The organism is Methanolacinia paynteri, assembly GCF_000784355.1.
In the GTDB taxonomy this organism is placed as follows: domain Archaea; phylum Halobacteriota; class Methanomicrobia; order Methanomicrobiales; family Methanomicrobiaceae; genus Methanolacinia; species Methanolacinia paynteri.
The window spans coordinates 1-14,387 of sequence record NZ_KN360943.1; the positions used below are offsets into that span (position 1 = coordinate 1).

Below are 14,387 nucleotides of genomic sequence, written 5' to 3' on the forward strand. Positions count from 1 at the left end.
CATAAGATCCGTCGTCAGTCGATATCTTTACCTCACCGCAGTTGCCGAGCCGGTCCCTGAACGGGATCTCCGATTCCCTCTGCGCTCCCTGAAGGAATGTCTCAACTCTCCCCGAAAGGGCGATCGTTCGTAGCGGTGCTGCACCGACACCACCAGCAACGGCCAGAACTTTTCCTTTGGGTGAGAAGCCGTTGCCAAGCGGACCTTTTATTCCGAGCTTCTGCCCTTCTTCATATGAAAACAGGGCCTCCGTTGCCTCACCGATCTTCTGTACGGTTATCGAGTTCTCCGAGGAAAATCCCATCGGAACCTCGTCCACTCCCGGAACCCACACCATGCAGAACTGGCCCGGATTGATTATAAACTTCCTGTCGAATTCAATAGTTCTTATATTGGGCGTTTCTTCGAATACGCCGGTCACTGTAACAGGGATCGATCTCTGATCACTCATGCGCACACCCCACGATCTCTTCGGCAGGCATTCCGTCTTTGGAATATAATTCACCGGATATCTTTTCGAATATATCGACACCGTTCAGGACCGCACTTCCGATCTCCACCGCACTCGCACCTGCCATCATCATCTCTATTACATTGTCCGCAGACGAGACCCCGCCGCATCCCACGATCGGGATTTCGCATGCCTCATAGAGATCCCATACGCATTTGACGGCGATGGGGAGGATCGCATCACCCGAAAGCCCACCGGAACCGTTGCCGAGCATTGGCTTTCTGAGATCGGTGGATATCCTCATGGCACGAACGGTGTTGATCGCAACCAGTGCCGAAGCCCCTCCCCTCTCCGCAGCGGTTCCGCAGTCGGCGATGCTGGTGACGTTCGGGGTGAGCTTAACCCATACCGGCTTTCCGGTTTTCGAGACCGCACGGGTGCACTCGTAGACCAGATCAGGGTCCGATCCGATCTGCGCTCCGTATCCTTCCGCATGGGGACAGGATACGTTCAGCTCGAAGCCCGCCGCACTGTCCATAAACCATGAGGCCACTTCTGCGAATTCTTCCGAGTTCGCGCCGAATATACTTGCGATTACAGATTTGCCCTTCAGGGGAGCTATCTCTTCCGTGAAATCACGTGAAGGGTTTGGAAGCCCCATCGCGTTGATTAGAGCTCCGTCGAGAACCTGAACGCACGGGCCCTTGTGCCCCTCTTTGGGGTACGGCCCGATAGACTTGGTGACCACGCCGCCGGCACCGGACTCAAGAATCCTGTTTAAGGATGCGCCGGTCGTCCCCAGAACACCTGCAGCAAGAATAAGATGATTTTTCAGATCGATTCCGCCCACCGAGACGGAATCTTTTAAATTCAACGTTATCATCAGGAATAGAAATTAAATTGTAGCTATTATTATTTTAGCATAATCCAAACCATCTATGAATGACAGTCCTCTCGATACTGGGTGCAGGCAAGATCGGCGGCGAGGTTGCATTTTTATCCGCAGCCACCGGAATTGCCGGTGAAATACATCTTTTCGACATAAACAAACCCCTCCTTGAGGCACAGAGGCTCGATCTTCTCCATACAGGACTCGACATCAGTATCGATACAGATCCTGAAAACATCCGCAACTCCGATATCATCCTCTTTGCAGCGGGAATGGCGAGGAATCCGCAGATAAAGACCAGGGCGGATCTTCTCGACGTCAATATCCGCGTCGCATCCGAGTGCATGAAATGCATAAACAGTTTTGACGGGGTGTTCATTGCCGTTACAAATCCGATGGACGCTCTAAATTATTATTTCTGCACAAAAGGCGGGATTGAAAGAGAGAAGTGCATCGGCTTCGGCGGACAGCTTGACACGGCAAGACTCCACCTGTTCCTGAAGGAGAAAGGAATTGCCCCCGACAATACCGCGCAGGCCCTGGGAGAGCACGGAGAATTTCAGGTGCCGGTCTTTTCGGGTCTTAAGGAAGAAGTCCCGACCGACCTGCGCGAGGAGATCCTTTCGATGATGCGTGGAGCGAGTATGCCGGTTATCAAGGGAAAAGGCGGAACGGTATTCGGCCCGGCGCAGAATATAGTCGATCTAATCAGGATCATATCGCAGGATTTGCGCGAGACGGTCCCGTGCTCCTGCGCCCTCGACGGCGAATACGGGATCTCCTCCTGCTCGATGGGAGTCCCGGCAGTAATCGGGCGTGAAGGCATACTCCGGATCGAAGAGACAGATCTTGACGAATGGGAGATGAACAAAATGAACGAAGCGGCGGAGCACCTGAAAACGCTCTGCGGGAGATTCTGAGATGGGTCATAAACAGGAGCAGGAGCCGTCACAGCCGGTCTCTGTCGCCATCAACCAGGTCGAATACTCGAACACTGCGGAAGGATCGATCGTTCATATCCTCGGACGGGACGAATCAGGGAAAGCGCACGAGATCAGGGTGAAAGGATTCAGGCCGTACTTTTATGCACCTGTCGGGCAGGCTGAAATGGTCCCGACTCCGGATTCGACCGAAGTAGATCTTACAAAGGAATATACTTCGATAAGAGGCGAAAAACTCCGGCGAATCTATACAAGGACTCCGGGAGATGTCAGGGAAGTCAGGGACAGGTACACCCATTTCGAAGCCGACATCCTCTTCACCACGCGGTTTATGATCGACTGCGGTATCACCGGGGGGATTACCGTCCCTTCAGATTATGCAGATTACACCGAAGTCAGCCCGTGCAACCTGAGCGTCTCACCCCGGATCTGCATGATGGATATCGAATGCGAGGACCTAAACGGCTTTCCCGATCCCAACCGCGACAGGATCAACTGTATCACGTGCTGGGACTCATACGACGATCATTATACCACTTTCTTCTGGAAGAACGAGGATTCACCATTTAAGGGCAGCATCAAACCGTCGCTGGAAAATCATACCGTGCAGGAATTCGATACCGAAAAAGGACTCCTGACGGCACTGGTATCCTACATACGTGAAAAAGATCCCGATATAATGTCGGGCTGGAATTTCGTAGACTTCGATATTCCCTACACTCTCGGAAGGATGAAAAACCTGAATATTCACGAGGATGCACTTTCCAGGCTTCCCGGGGTTTCTTCGAGAGCTCCCGTAAGGGGTAGGGCCATATTCGATCTTCTGACTGCATACAAAAAGATGCAGGGAGCGAGGAAGGAATCATACAGACTTGATGCAATCGGGGAGGAAGAACTCGGCGAGGGAAAGATCAGGTACACCGGGACGATATCAGAACTCTGGATCGAAGACCCCCAGACTCTCGTTGACTATAACCTGAAGGATGTCGAACTCTGCGTAGGGATCAACAAAAAGAACGATATTATCGAGTTCTACCAGGAGATCGCGAGGTACGTCGGATGCCCGCTCGACAACACCATAAATTCCTCAAACATCGTCGATATCTTCGTCCTGCGAAAGGCTCACGGGAAGTACGTGCTTCCATCGAAAGGATTTGCAAATGCAGAGGAGTTCGAGGGTGCGACTGTATTCGACCCGTCACGCGGGGTGAAGGAGAACGTCGTCGTCCTCGACCTGAAATCCCTCTACCCGATGTGTATGATGACGATCAACGCATCGCCGGAGACCAAAGATCCTAACGGCGAACTGCATGCCCCTAACGGGATCAGGTTCAGGAAAGAGCCCGACGGTCTCACGAGGAGCATAATCAGCGATCTGCTTGCTGAAAGGGACGAAAAGAAGGCACTCAGGAATAAATACGAATACGGATCCCCCGAGTACAAACTCTACGACATCCAGCAGAATGTAATGAAGGTAATAATGAACACCTACTACGGTGTCAGCGGATATGCAAGGTTCAGGCTGTACGACAGGGAGATCGGTTCGGCCGTCACATCCGTCGGAAGGGCGATAATCGAACACACGCGAAATGTCATAGAAAAGATGGGATTCACCGTCCTGTATGGTGATACCGACAGCTGCATGATCCAGCTTCCTCCACTCGACAGGGAAGAGACCATAAACACCGCACGTGAGATCGAGGCGGAACTCAACTCAAGTTACTCCACCTTCGCAAGGGAAGCGCTCGGGGCCGAGAAACATTACTTCTCAATAAAATTCGAGAAGATCTACAAGCGGTTCTTCCAGGCCGGACGGAAGAAGAGATACGCGGGACATCTCGTCTGGAAAGAGGGACAGGATATAGACAAGATAGACATCGTCGGATTCGAGATGAAGAGGAGCGACTCCTCCCACATGACCAAGGTGGTCCAGCTTCATGTGATGGAGCTGATCCTGAAGGGGTCCGAGATCTCAGAACTCAAGGCATACCTCAAAGAGATTATCACCGGGTACAGGAAAGGCCGCTATTCGCTCGATGATATCGGCGTTCCGGGAGGGATCGGCAAGGCCCTCGATGCATACGAAACCAAAGACGCACAGGTCCGCGGCGCGATGTATTCGAATAAATACCTTGGGACCGATTTCAAGAGAGGCAGCAAACCGAAGCGTGTCTACATCAAAAATGTCACATCGAAGTATCCTAAGACGGATGTAATCTGTTTCGAATACGCCGACCAGGTGCCGCCGGAATTCATAGTGGACTACGAGACCATGCTTGAAAAGAGCATCAAGCAGCCCATATCAAGAATTATCGAGGCTATAGGGCTGAAGTGGGATGACATCGACCCGTCGAGAACGACGCTCTTCGATTTCGGGATGTAGAGGCAACGATAAAATCAGGATTATATTATGAGCATGAAGATCACCGGATGGATAGAGCACGGGGGAAAGATCCTCTCGGACGAAGAGATCATGAACGCGACCGGGGGAGGCTCTCCTCTCCTTTGCAGTTGCGGCGGCGAATTTTACATTGAGTGGGACGACTGCCGGGCGAGGGATCACCTCGGCATCATTCCCGGAGATTGTCCTCCGGGAAAGATCGTGTGCGACGGGAAGGAGAGATGCAGCATCTTCCCGGAGATCCCGGATCTCAGTCTCGACGATGCAATAATACAGTCCATCCGGCTCAGGAGCGATGAAGGCGTTGTTGCATTCTCGGGAGGTGTCGACTCCGCGCTTGTCGCGGCAGTCTCCGACAGACCGGCGATTACCGTCGGCATCAGCGGCTGCCACGACATCATTCACTCGAAAGAGGTTGCAGAACTGGCAGGACTGAAGTCTCATACGATCTGTGAGATTGAAACCGACGAGATAGAACCGGTGTTGAAAAAGGTTCTCAGGGTAATCCCGAGAAAGACGCCACTCGACGCATCGATCGCGGCCACGCTCTTCTTCGTTGCACGATGGGCGTCTGCAAACGGTCACAAGAGAATACTTGCAGGCCAGGGGGCCGACGAGCTTTTCGGCGGCTACGCCCGCTATCTTGAGCCCGGCGATCCTGCTGAAAAACTGAAAACGGATTTCGAAGGTCTCTCCGTCCAGTCCAAACGCGATCAGGCGGTCGCATCGATCCACGGGACATATGTCTCGTGCCCGTACCTCGACATGAGAGTGGTGCGCGCTTCGCAGGCACTACCACCCGGCGGAATGGTCCGTGAAGGTATCAGAAAATACCCCCTGAGAGCGGTCGCCGCATCGCATATGCCCGAAGAAGCAGCCTTTTACAGCAAGAAAGCGATGCAGTACGGGAGCGGAGTGTGGAAAGAAATCCAGAGACTTGCACGTAAAAACGGTTATAAAAATTCGGTGCAACGGTACATAGATCAATTGATTAATCAAATTAATCCCTGAGGGTTCATTAAATGGTCACAAAGGAAGAAGTCGAAAAAATAGCGCAATTGGCTGATATTACAATAGATAAAGAAAAATTGAGCGGATTTACCGGTCAGTTTAATAATATACTGGAATACTTTGACATACTTGACAGTGTCGGGATGGATGAAATGGAAGAGTCTGATCTCTATAATGTGCTGAGGGAAGATGTCGTGACGCCTCCGCTCACACAGGAGGAGGCGCTTGAAAATGCCGGCGAGACCGAGGAAGGATTCATCGTGGCGCCAAAGGTGATGTAATGCCGGAAATTTTTGAAATTACATGCGAAGATAAGAACAACGCCTTTATAACCCTCCTCAAATCCGCGGAATATGAAACAGGCAGGATTCTCTCCGGGATACCCGTCGCCGTCAAGGACAACATATCTACAAAGGGAATCGAGACTACAGCCGGCTCGAAGATTCTCCAGGGATATATCCCGCCATACGATGCACATGTTGTCGCGATGCTGAAAAAAGAGGGCGCAGCGATCGTGGGCAAGACGAACATGGATGAATTCGGAATGGGAACGACCACCGAAAATTCGGCATTCAGCCCCACCACAAACCCCTGCGATCCGACAAGAGTCCCGGGCGGATCGTCAGGCGGAAGTGCGGCGGCCATCGCCTCGGGGATGGTCCCGATGGCTCTCGGCAGCGATACGGGAGGATCGATCAGGTGCCCCGCTTCCTTCTGCGGGATCGTAGGGCTGAAGCCGACATACGGAAGGGTCTCGCGTTACGGCCTGATCGCATACTCGAACTCTCTCGAACAGATCGGTCCGATGGCAAAGGACGTCAGCGGAGTCTCGACCCTTATGAAAGTAATCTCCGCCCCGGACGAATTCGATTCAACGGCATACCACAACCAGTATACCCATGATCCAGATCCTGAGAGCATCAAAGGAAAGAAGATCGGGATACCCTCGGAATATTTTGGTGAGGGTGTGGACGAGAGAGTCGCCGAAAAAGTAAGAGATGCCATTGGTGTCCTCGAAGAGCTCGGGGCCGAGACCGTGGAATGCAGCATTCCCAGCATGAGCTATGCGCTTGCAGCATACTATGTTACTTGCACAAGCGAGGCATCGTCGAATCTCTCAAGGTTCGACGGGATAAGGTTCGGCCCGAAGGTTGAGGCAAAGCGCCGCTGGCATGAAGAATTCAGGGACTTCAGGGGAGAATACTTCGGCGAAGAGGTAATCAGGAGGATCATGCTCGGAACCTTCGCCCTCTCTGCCGGATATTACGGGAAGTATTATGCAAAGGCACAGGTCGCAAAGCAGAACGTAAGAAAGGACTTCCTCAGGGTCTTAAAGGAAGTCGACGTGCTCGCAGGGCCGACCATGCCGAATATCGCCTATAAGCTTGGCGAAAAGAGCGATCCGCTTGAGATGTACCTGAGCGATATCCTGACCGTTCCTGCAAACCTTGCAGGAGTTCCGGCGATATCCGTACCTTGCGGAAAGGTGGATAATATGCCGGTCGGTCTCCAGATCCTCGGAAAACACTTCGACGACGAGACGGTGATCGATACTGCGGCAGCATACGAACAGGAGGCGGCGTAAATGAGCGAAACGGGCGAACAAAAAATAGACGTGAACAAACTCAAAGTCATTATCGGACTTGAGATTCACTGCCAGCTCAATACGAAGACAAAACTGTTCTGCGGGTGCTCGACCGACTACAGGGACAGCGAACCCAACACCCATGTATGCCCGATATGCCTGGGACTACCAGGAGCGTTGCCCAAACTCAACAGGCAGGCCGTGATATACGCCCTCAAGGTCGCCAAGGCGCTCAACCTCGAAATCCCGGAGTATTCTGAATTCTCAAGAAAGAACTACTTCTATCCGGACCTCCCGAAGGGCTACCAGATCAGCCAGTACGACAAGCCGGTCGCGATCAAAGGCATTCTCTCGGTGGACGACGACGAAGGGCACGAGAAAAATATCCGCATCAGGAGGATACACCTCGAAGAGGACCCCGGGAGACTTGTCCATAAAACCAGCAGGGACCGTGCCGGATATTCACTCGTCGATTACAACCGTTCCTCGATCCCACTGATCGAGATCGTCACCGAACCCGATCTTTCATCTCCGAAAGAGGCACGCCGTTTCCTGAACAAACTCAGGACGACACTCGAATATCTCGAGGTCTTCGACGGCGAGAAGGAAGGGTCCATCAGGGTCGATGCGAACATCTCGCTCGAAGGACACAACAGGGTGGAATGCAAGAACATCTCCTCTTACAAGGGTGTCGAAAAAGCGCTCACCTTCGAGATAACAAGGCAGAGGAACATGATCCGCAGGGGCCAGGAGATCCTGATGGAGACCCGCCACTTCATGGAGGCACGCGGTATCACCCAGGGATCGAGATCAAAAGAGGAGGAGAACGATTACCGCTACTTCCCCGAACCCGACCTCAGGCCCCTGAAGGTCAGTGAATGGGCGGACGAAATCGAGCTTCCCGAACTGCCGGACGCACGCCGCGAGCGGTTCATGAAAACATACGGGATCTCGCTCAACCACTCGAAGACCCTTACAGGAGATCTCAAAGTCGCCGACTTCTATGAGAAGATCGCATTATGCGACCCGGTTCTTACTGCGACCCTTGTATCAGACACACTTCTCGGGGAACTCTACTACAGGGACATGAAGATAACGGATGTGCCCCCGGACTGCTTCAAAGATCTCGTCATCCTGCTGAAAGACAACGAGATTACCGACAGGGTCTCGGTGGATATCCTCCGCATGATCCTCGACGGGATAAAGGAAGGAAAAGAACCGGAGATGCCTTCGGATATGGTACAACGTTTGGGTCTGTCAAAAGGCGACGATGATGAATTCGGCGATATCATCGCAAAAGTGATCGAAGCCAACCCGCAGGCAGTGGAAGATTTCAAATCTGGAAATACAAACGCAGTCAACTTCCTTGTAGGCCAGGTCATGAAAGAGACCAGGGGCAGGGCCGATCCCAAGGCGATTGCACCGAAAATCATAAAGCATATCAATATGGAGTAGAATTCAGATGCACCTTATCATTGCGGAAAAGAACATCGCTGCACAAAGAATCGCAGGGATACTGGCTGAAAACAAGAAACCGTCCGTAAAGCGCGAAGAAGGTGTAAACACATACTCTTTTGACGACAAGGTTGCAATCGGTCTCAGAGGTCATGTTGTCGAGATCGATTTTGAGCCGGGCTACAGCAACTGGCGAAGCGAAACTCATACGCCAAAAAGCCTGATAGATGCCGGAACGATCAAGAAGCCGACAGAAAAACGGATTGTTCAGCTGATCAAAAGACTTGCAAAAAAAGCGGATCATGTAATCATTGCAACCGATTTTGACAGGGAAGGAGAGCTCATAGGCAAAGAGGCCTACGAGATCGTCCGTTCGGCGAATAAAACGGTCCCGATCAAGAGAGCAAGATTCAGCGCCATTACAAAGCAGGAGATTACGAGTGCCTTCGCAAATCCCGCCGAACTCGATTTCAACCTCGCGGAGGCAGGAGAGGCAAGGCAGGTAGTCGACCTGATCTGGGGTGCATCGCTCACACGTTTCATCAGCCTTGCGGCAAAACGAGGCGGAAACAATATCCTGAGTGTCGGCCGTGTACAGAGCCCGACGCTTGCGATGATCGTCGACCGCGAGAAAGAGATCGAAGCCTTTGTGCCCGAGCCTTATTGGATGATCAGCCTCGATTCCGAGAAGGAAGAAGAAAAGTTCGAGGCCAGACACACAGAAGGCAAATTCTGGGATAAAGAATCTGCGGAAAGATCCCTGAAGGGTACAAAAGAGCCCCTCACTGTCACCGATATAAAAGAAGGGACAAGAGCGGATCACGCTCCGACACCTTTTGATACAACCGCATACATCGTATCCGCATCAAGGCTCGGACTTTCTGCTTCCAACGCGATGAGGATCGCAGAAGAGCTCTACATGAACGGTTATATCTCCTACCCGAGAACCGACAATACAATCTACCCCTCATCACTCGATCTAAAGGGAATCCTTACCGAACTGAAGAAATCTCCTTTCAAACGCGAAGTTGAATGGGTTTCTGCAAATATGCGCCCGAGCCCGACACGCGGCAAGAAGTCGAGCACGGATCACCCCCCAATTCACCCGACCGCAGCCGCCAACAAGGCCGATATGGACGAGACAGCGTGGAAGGTATACGAGCTTGTAGTCAGGCGCTTCCTCGCGACGTTGTCCCCCGATGCAAGATGGAAGACTCTCAAGTATACATTCGACGCAGGCGGCGAACCCTATGCATCGACAGGGCAGAGGCTGGATTACGAAGGTTACAGGATTGTCTATACATACAGCCAGGCAAAGGAGCAGGCACTGCCTGTACTTGCCGCAGGTGAAAAACTGCCGATCCTTGACATAAGGCTGGAGGAGAAGGAGACTCTTCCTCCGCCGAGGTACTCCCAGAGCAAACTGATCCAGGTCATGGAAGAGCTGGGACTGGGAACAAAATCTACACGCCACGACGTTATAGGAAAACTCTTTTCACGCCGCTATGTCGAAGGAAATCCTCTCAAACCCACCCTGGTAGGCAGGGCCGTGACCGAGTCCCTCGAAGATCATGCAGGTCTTATAACAAAGCCGGATATGACCAGAACGCTCGAAGAGCACATGGAGGAGATCAAGAAGAGCATTCTCTCCAAGGATTCGGTCGTTCAGGAATCGCGGGAGATGCTTCACGAGATATTCGAGTCACTCGAAGCGAACGAAGAGGATATCGGTTCCGAGATCATGGACAAGACCGCCGAGGAGAGGGTCGTCGGGAAATGCCCGGTATGCGGTAAAAGTCTCATGATCCGGACGACCAAAGGAATGGCACAGTTCATCGGGTGCACCGGATATCCGGACTGCAGTTTCAATATCGGCCTCCCCTCCGGCCAGTGGGGCAAGGCGATAAGGGACAACAAGATCTGCGAGATACACGGAATGAATCACATCAGGCTCGTCAGGAAAGGTTCGCCGCCGTGGGATCTCGGTTGTCCCCTGTGCAATCATATCAGTTCGAACCTCGAAACCCTGAACATGATCCCTTCGATATCCAAGGACCTGATCTCGAATCTTCACTCACATAATATCTACACGGTATACGAGATCGCAAACGAAAATCCTGAAAAGTTATCGAAAGTTGCCGGAATTTCAAAGGAGGACTCTGAAAAACTTATCAGGGAGGCAGACGAAGTCCTCGAACTGCTCAGGAAAAGATCGGAGCTGAAAAAATTCGTCAGGAAGATCATCCCCCCGAAGAGGGGAAGAAGCCACGCAAAAGTACTCAACATGTTCTTCGATGCAGGTATCGTGGACATGCAATCACTGGCACGTGCGGACAAGAAGACGCTTGAGAAAATGAAGCTCTCCGCAGAAGAGGCGGAATCCCTGGTCCAGGAGGCAAGGCTGGTATATAACAAGGCCATCCTGAAAGAGTACGGCGTCCCTGCAGTGAGCCTGAAAAAATACTTTGATGCTGGATTTGTCACGCCCGAAGACTTCTGTTATATTCACCCGGCATATCTGAGCGCTAAAACCGGGCTGAATGTAGATACAGTTTACAAGCACGCCGCAGTTGTGTGCGAAGCAACAGGTGTCAGGCTCCCGGAGAAGGTATCCAGGAAAGAGCTTGAATCGGGCAGGACCGAACTTCTCTCCATTGAAGGCCTCGGCGAGGCGATGCTTGAGAAACTGTATATGGCCGGCATTGTCAGCAGGAAAAAATTATGCAGTGCAGACCCGGAGCAGATCTCAAAATTAACAGGCATTCCATCCGAAAAGATAACTTATTTTCAGGAAGAATGCAAATAAAATAGTGATTTCATGAACAGCAACTGGCGTGAATGGCGACATATTACAAAACTCGACCCTGACAAATCAATCAGGCCCGGCGAGGTCGAGGCAATTGCAACAAGCGGTACCGATGCCCTGATGCTTTCAGGAACTCTGAACGTTACAAAGGAGAACGTAACCGAACTAAGAGAGCAGGTAAAAGAGTACGGTCTTCCGCTCGTCGTCGAACCTGCCGATCCTTCCGGAGTCATCTTCGATGACATCCACGGTCTCTTCGTTCCAAGCGTCCTGAACACTCCCGAACCCGTGTGGATTGTAGGAAAACACGAGTACTGGGTGAAAAATACAAAAAATATCCCCTGGGATCTGGTGGTTCCCGAAGCATATATCGTTCTTAATCCCAATTCATCGGTAGGCAGGGTAACAAGAGCGGTCTGCAACCTGCCTGCCGAGGATGTCGCCGCCTTCGCCACGGTTGCAGACAGGTACTTCAAATTCCCCATAGTTTATATCGAGTATTCGGGAACCTTCGGGAATCCTGAGATCGTGAAGGCCGCATCGGAGGCTGTCGAAGATGCCCTGCTGTATTACGGCGGCGGCATCAACTCAAAGGAAAAAGCCGCCGAGATGGCAAAGTACGCCGACACGATAGTCGTCGGAAACGCAGTATATGACAATGGTGCAGCTGTCCTCAGGGAAACCGTCCGTGCTGTAAAATAATGCCCGAGATCGAGATCGTCCTCTGCGAACCCCTCTACGAGGGAAATATCGGCTTCGCTGCCAGGGTAATGAAGAACTTCGGGTTTTACAACCTGACCCTTATCAACCCCCCCGATATCGGAGATGAGGCAAGGGCAAGGTCTTCTCATGCAAGGGACGTTCTTGAAAATGCGAGACATGTCACATCTCTCGACGAAGTAATAGAAGAATCGAACATTCTCGTTGCAACGACAGGCGGCCTTTCCAAGACGGTCACCCATGCGATGAGGATGCCCTACTACGAGCCCTCCGAACTTCTTGATATGATAAAAGATGTTGAGGGCAGGGTCTCGATAATATTCGGAAGGGAGAACTGGGGGCTCTCCAACGAAGAGATAATGAAGTGCGATATAATATGCACGATTCCCACATCGCCGGAATATCCTATCGTAAATATCTCGCACGCAGTCGGAGTGATCGTCTACGAACTTGCAAATATTCCACGGGGAACGTATCCCATGGCGTCCCGCATCGAAGTCGATGCGTTCTACGATCATCTCGACCGCTTCCTCGATACTATCAATCACCCGGACTACAAGCGTGACAATACTCTCACGATGATGAGAAGGATCTTCGGGAGGACGAAACTCACAATCCGCGAGGTCTCGACCATGCACGGCATCCTCCGGAGAACGGAGCAGCTGATCCTCGGGGACGAGTTTGAAAAAACTGAAAACGAGAAGAAGACGAGCGGCGGGGATTAGGATTCATACATAGCCGAAAATGGATTTCTCTTTATTATCTGCTTTAATTTCACCGAAAAACCCCTTTGTACATGAAGAATTTAATAATCGGAATAAAAGTAAAAAAAGCAGAAGAAGACAATTCAGGTAGAGAGAGAAGGTAAACCATTCATCTATACTACCGTATCCCTGTTGCAGAGGTCGTCCCTGCCGAAGAAATAAATAACTCCTCCTTCGCTTATAGCTGAAATATAAGAGCCGTCTTCACTCATCTCGACATCAGTAACCCCTCCCTTGGCGGTGTAATTTCCGATAAGGTCGCCTGAACCATTCAGGCAGTATATCTCCGAATTGCTGGCTCCTGCCACGATCAGATCTCCGGATGAATCTGTTTTGATACTCCTGATAATGCTCCCCGTATCATAAGTCCAGAGAAGAGAACCGGTCCGATTGAAGAAAAAGATCGTACCGTCGTCTGAGACCGAGACTATACGGGAACCGTCGGAAGTAATATCTGTTACGCAGAACGGTCTTTCTCCTTTGTATCTCCAAAGACGGGTCCCGTTATTGCTGAACATGTAGACATAGCGATCCAGTGAACCAGCGGCAAGGTAGGTGCCGTCATCACTAAGGGCAACGTACTGGCCTGGATCGGTACCTCTATACCTGTAGGTATAACCAGCATCGATTGGTCCATAAGTTGTATAATCCAGGATCTTAGCCCCGTTGTTGGAGAAAAGATATACCTTATTATAATCTGTTCCGGCAGCGACATATTCGCCGTCAGGAGTTATATCAACGCTTGTTACTTCAAATGAAGATTTATATGCATTTTCCATCCACAGAAGCGAACCGTTTACTGAAAAGAACATTATTTTTGCAATTCCTGATGGGTTATGCTCCGTCCCTGCAACGATATACCGCCCGTCAGAGCTTATTTTTATACTACTTACTGGTCCACCTGTCGTATAGTTCCAGAGAAACATACCATTTTCATCAAAGCAGCTGACGACTCCGTGATCCTGATTACCTACAATCATAGACGAACCGCCAACCGTTATTCCACCAGAACTTACATCGATACATTCTATGGCCTCAATAGTGCTGAAATTCTGGACTGTGCCTTCACTCACGTTGAAAGAATACATCTGGCTGGAGCCCGATACAACAACAATTTCCCCGCTATCACTCATTGCAAGATAGGTGAGATGAAATAATTGCAGGTTGTTAGACTGCATTTGCAGGCCTTTAAACTGCCACGGAGGAGTGAGATAGTTTGACGAAGATACATTGTCAACAGGTTTTTCTTCTGTCCCACCGTTTGAAGTATGAGTCAGGATTGTAAAGACCAAAAAAATGACGATGACGATTAAGAGATTCGTGAATAGTATCCTTCCTTTCAATGTCTGTTTTAATTTCATCTG

At 51.1% G+C, this 14,387-nt stretch carries 11 protein-coding genes and 1 pseudogene; 9 read left to right on the forward strand and 3 right to left on the reverse strand.

Annotated features, from left to right (window positions below):
* Together METPAY_RS12860 and METPAY_RS12865 are read right to left on the reverse strand one after the other, a co-directional pair.
* Positions 1-451, reverse strand: a pseudogene (locus METPAY_RS12860) (dihydroorotate dehydrogenase electron transfer subunit); the annotation flags it as partial.
* A complete protein-coding gene (locus METPAY_RS12865; protein WP_048152977.1) occupies positions 444-1,334 on the reverse strand; it encodes a dihydroorotate dehydrogenase in 891 nt (296 codons plus the stop codon). The gene METPAY_RS12865 and the pseudogene METPAY_RS12860, both read right to left, overlap by 8 nt.
* A gap of 59 nt (positions 1,335-1,393) precedes the next feature.
* On the opposite strand from METPAY_RS12865, the gene METPAY_RS12870 reads away from it, so the two are divergent.
* The 9 genes from METPAY_RS12870 to METPAY_RS12910 are packed head-to-tail and all read left to right on the forward strand — an operon-like array spanning position 1,394 to position 12,984.
* The gene (locus METPAY_RS12870) at positions 1,394-2,260 is read left to right on the forward strand and encodes a malate dehydrogenase (RefSeq protein WP_048152978.1); all 867 of its coding nucleotides are present in this window, start codon (positions 1,394-1,396) and stop codon (positions 2,258-2,260) included.
* A 1-nt stretch (position 2,261) separates the two neighbouring features.
* Positions 2,262-4,664 carry a DNA-directed DNA polymerase gene (locus METPAY_RS12875; RefSeq protein ID WP_048152979.1) on the forward strand — a complete coding sequence of 801 codons (2,403 nt, stop codon included), beginning with the start codon at positions 2,262-2,264 and terminating at the stop codon, positions 4,662-4,664.
* Positions 4,665-4,691: 27 nt separating this feature from the next.
* Positions 4,692-5,693 carry an asparagine synthase C-terminal domain-containing protein gene (locus METPAY_RS12880; RefSeq protein WP_048152980.1) on the forward strand — a complete coding sequence of 334 codons (1,002 nt, stop codon included), beginning with the start codon at positions 4,692-4,694 and terminating at the stop codon, positions 5,691-5,693.
* 11 nt (positions 5,694-5,704) lie between these two features.
* Positions 5,705-5,974, forward strand: coding sequence for an Asp-tRNA(Asn)/Glu-tRNA(Gln) amidotransferase subunit GatC (gene gatC, locus METPAY_RS12885; protein WP_013329859.1), 270 nt, complete (start codon positions 5,705-5,707; stop codon positions 5,972-5,974).
* A complete protein-coding gene (gene gatA / locus METPAY_RS12890; RefSeq protein ID WP_048152981.1) occupies positions 5,974-7,278 on the forward strand; it encodes an Asp-tRNA(Asn)/Glu-tRNA(Gln) amidotransferase subunit GatA in 1,305 nt (434 codons plus the stop codon). The genes gatC and gatA overlap by 1 nt, the downstream gene beginning before the upstream one ends.
* A complete protein-coding gene (gene gatB, locus METPAY_RS12895) occupies positions 7,279-8,733 on the forward strand; it encodes an Asp-tRNA(Asn)/Glu-tRNA(Gln) amidotransferase subunit GatB (protein WP_048152982.1) in 1,455 nt (484 codons plus the stop codon).
* Positions 8,734-8,740: 7 nt separating this feature from the next.
* Positions 8,741-11,539: a DNA topoisomerase I gene (locus METPAY_RS12900; RefSeq protein WP_048152983.1), complete on the forward strand. Its 2,799-nt coding sequence runs from the start codon at positions 8,741-8,743 to the stop codon at positions 11,537-11,539.
* Positions 11,540-11,551: 12 nt separating this feature from the next.
* Entirely contained in the window at positions 11,552-12,241 is a 690-nt protein-coding gene (locus tag METPAY_RS12905) for a phosphoglycerol geranylgeranyltransferase (RefSeq protein ID WP_048152984.1), read from the forward strand.
* Positions 12,241-12,984, forward strand: a complete 744-nt coding sequence (locus METPAY_RS12910; RefSeq protein WP_048152985.1) for an RNA methyltransferase — start codon at positions 12,241-12,243, stop codon at positions 12,982-12,984. The genes METPAY_RS12905 and METPAY_RS12910 overlap by 1 nt, the downstream gene beginning before the upstream one ends.
* A 152-nt stretch (positions 12,985-13,136) precedes the next feature.
* Here METPAY_RS12910 and METPAY_RS12915 read toward each other — a convergent pair whose 3' ends face one another.
* Positions 13,137-14,384 carry an outer membrane protein assembly factor BamB family protein gene (locus METPAY_RS12915; protein WP_048152986.1) on the reverse strand — a complete coding sequence of 416 codons (1,248 nt, stop codon included), beginning with the start codon at positions 14,382-14,384 and terminating at the stop codon, positions 13,137-13,139.
* Between the last annotated feature and the right edge of the window lie 3 nt (positions 14,385-14,387).

What these genes read in the sequence shown, in the direction of transcription:
- gatA (WP_048152981.1), top strand. Translation starts at nt 5,974, where the DNA reads ATGCCGGAAATTTTTGAAATTACATGCGAAGATAAGAACAACGCCTTT.
- METPAY_RS12875 (WP_048152979.1), top strand. Translation starts at nt 2,262, where the DNA reads ATGGGTCATAAACAGGAGCAGGAGCCGTCACAGCCGGTCTCTGTCGCC.
- METPAY_RS12870 (WP_048152978.1), top strand. Translation starts at nt 1,394, where the DNA reads ATGACAGTCCTCTCGATACTGGGTGCAGGCAAGATCGGCGGCGAGGTT.
- METPAY_RS12865 (WP_048152977.1), bottom strand. Translation starts at nt 1,334, where the DNA reads ATGATAACGTTGAATTTAAAAGATTCCGTCTCGGTGGGCGGAATCGAT.
- METPAY_RS12910 (WP_048152985.1), top strand. Translation starts at nt 12,241, where the DNA reads ATGCCCGAGATCGAGATCGTCCTCTGCGAACCCCTCTACGAGGGAAAT.
- METPAY_RS12915 (WP_048152986.1), bottom strand. Translation starts at nt 14,384, where the DNA reads ATGAAATTAAAACAGACATTGAAAGGAAGGATACTATTCACGAATCTC.
- METPAY_RS12905 (WP_048152984.1), top strand. Translation starts at nt 11,552, where the DNA reads ATGAACAGCAACTGGCGTGAATGGCGACATATTACAAAACTCGACCCT.
- METPAY_RS12900 (WP_048152983.1), top strand. Translation starts at nt 8,741, where the DNA reads ATGCACCTTATCATTGCGGAAAAGAACATCGCTGCACAAAGAATCGCA.
- METPAY_RS12880 (WP_048152980.1), top strand. Translation starts at nt 4,692, where the DNA reads ATGAGCATGAAGATCACCGGATGGATAGAGCACGGGGGAAAGATCCTC.
- gatB (WP_048152982.1), top strand. Translation starts at nt 7,279, where the DNA reads ATGAGCGAAACGGGCGAACAAAAAATAGACGTGAACAAACTCAAAGTC.
- gatC (WP_013329859.1), top strand. Translation starts at nt 5,705, where the DNA reads ATGGTCACAAAGGAAGAAGTCGAAAAAATAGCGCAATTGGCTGATATT.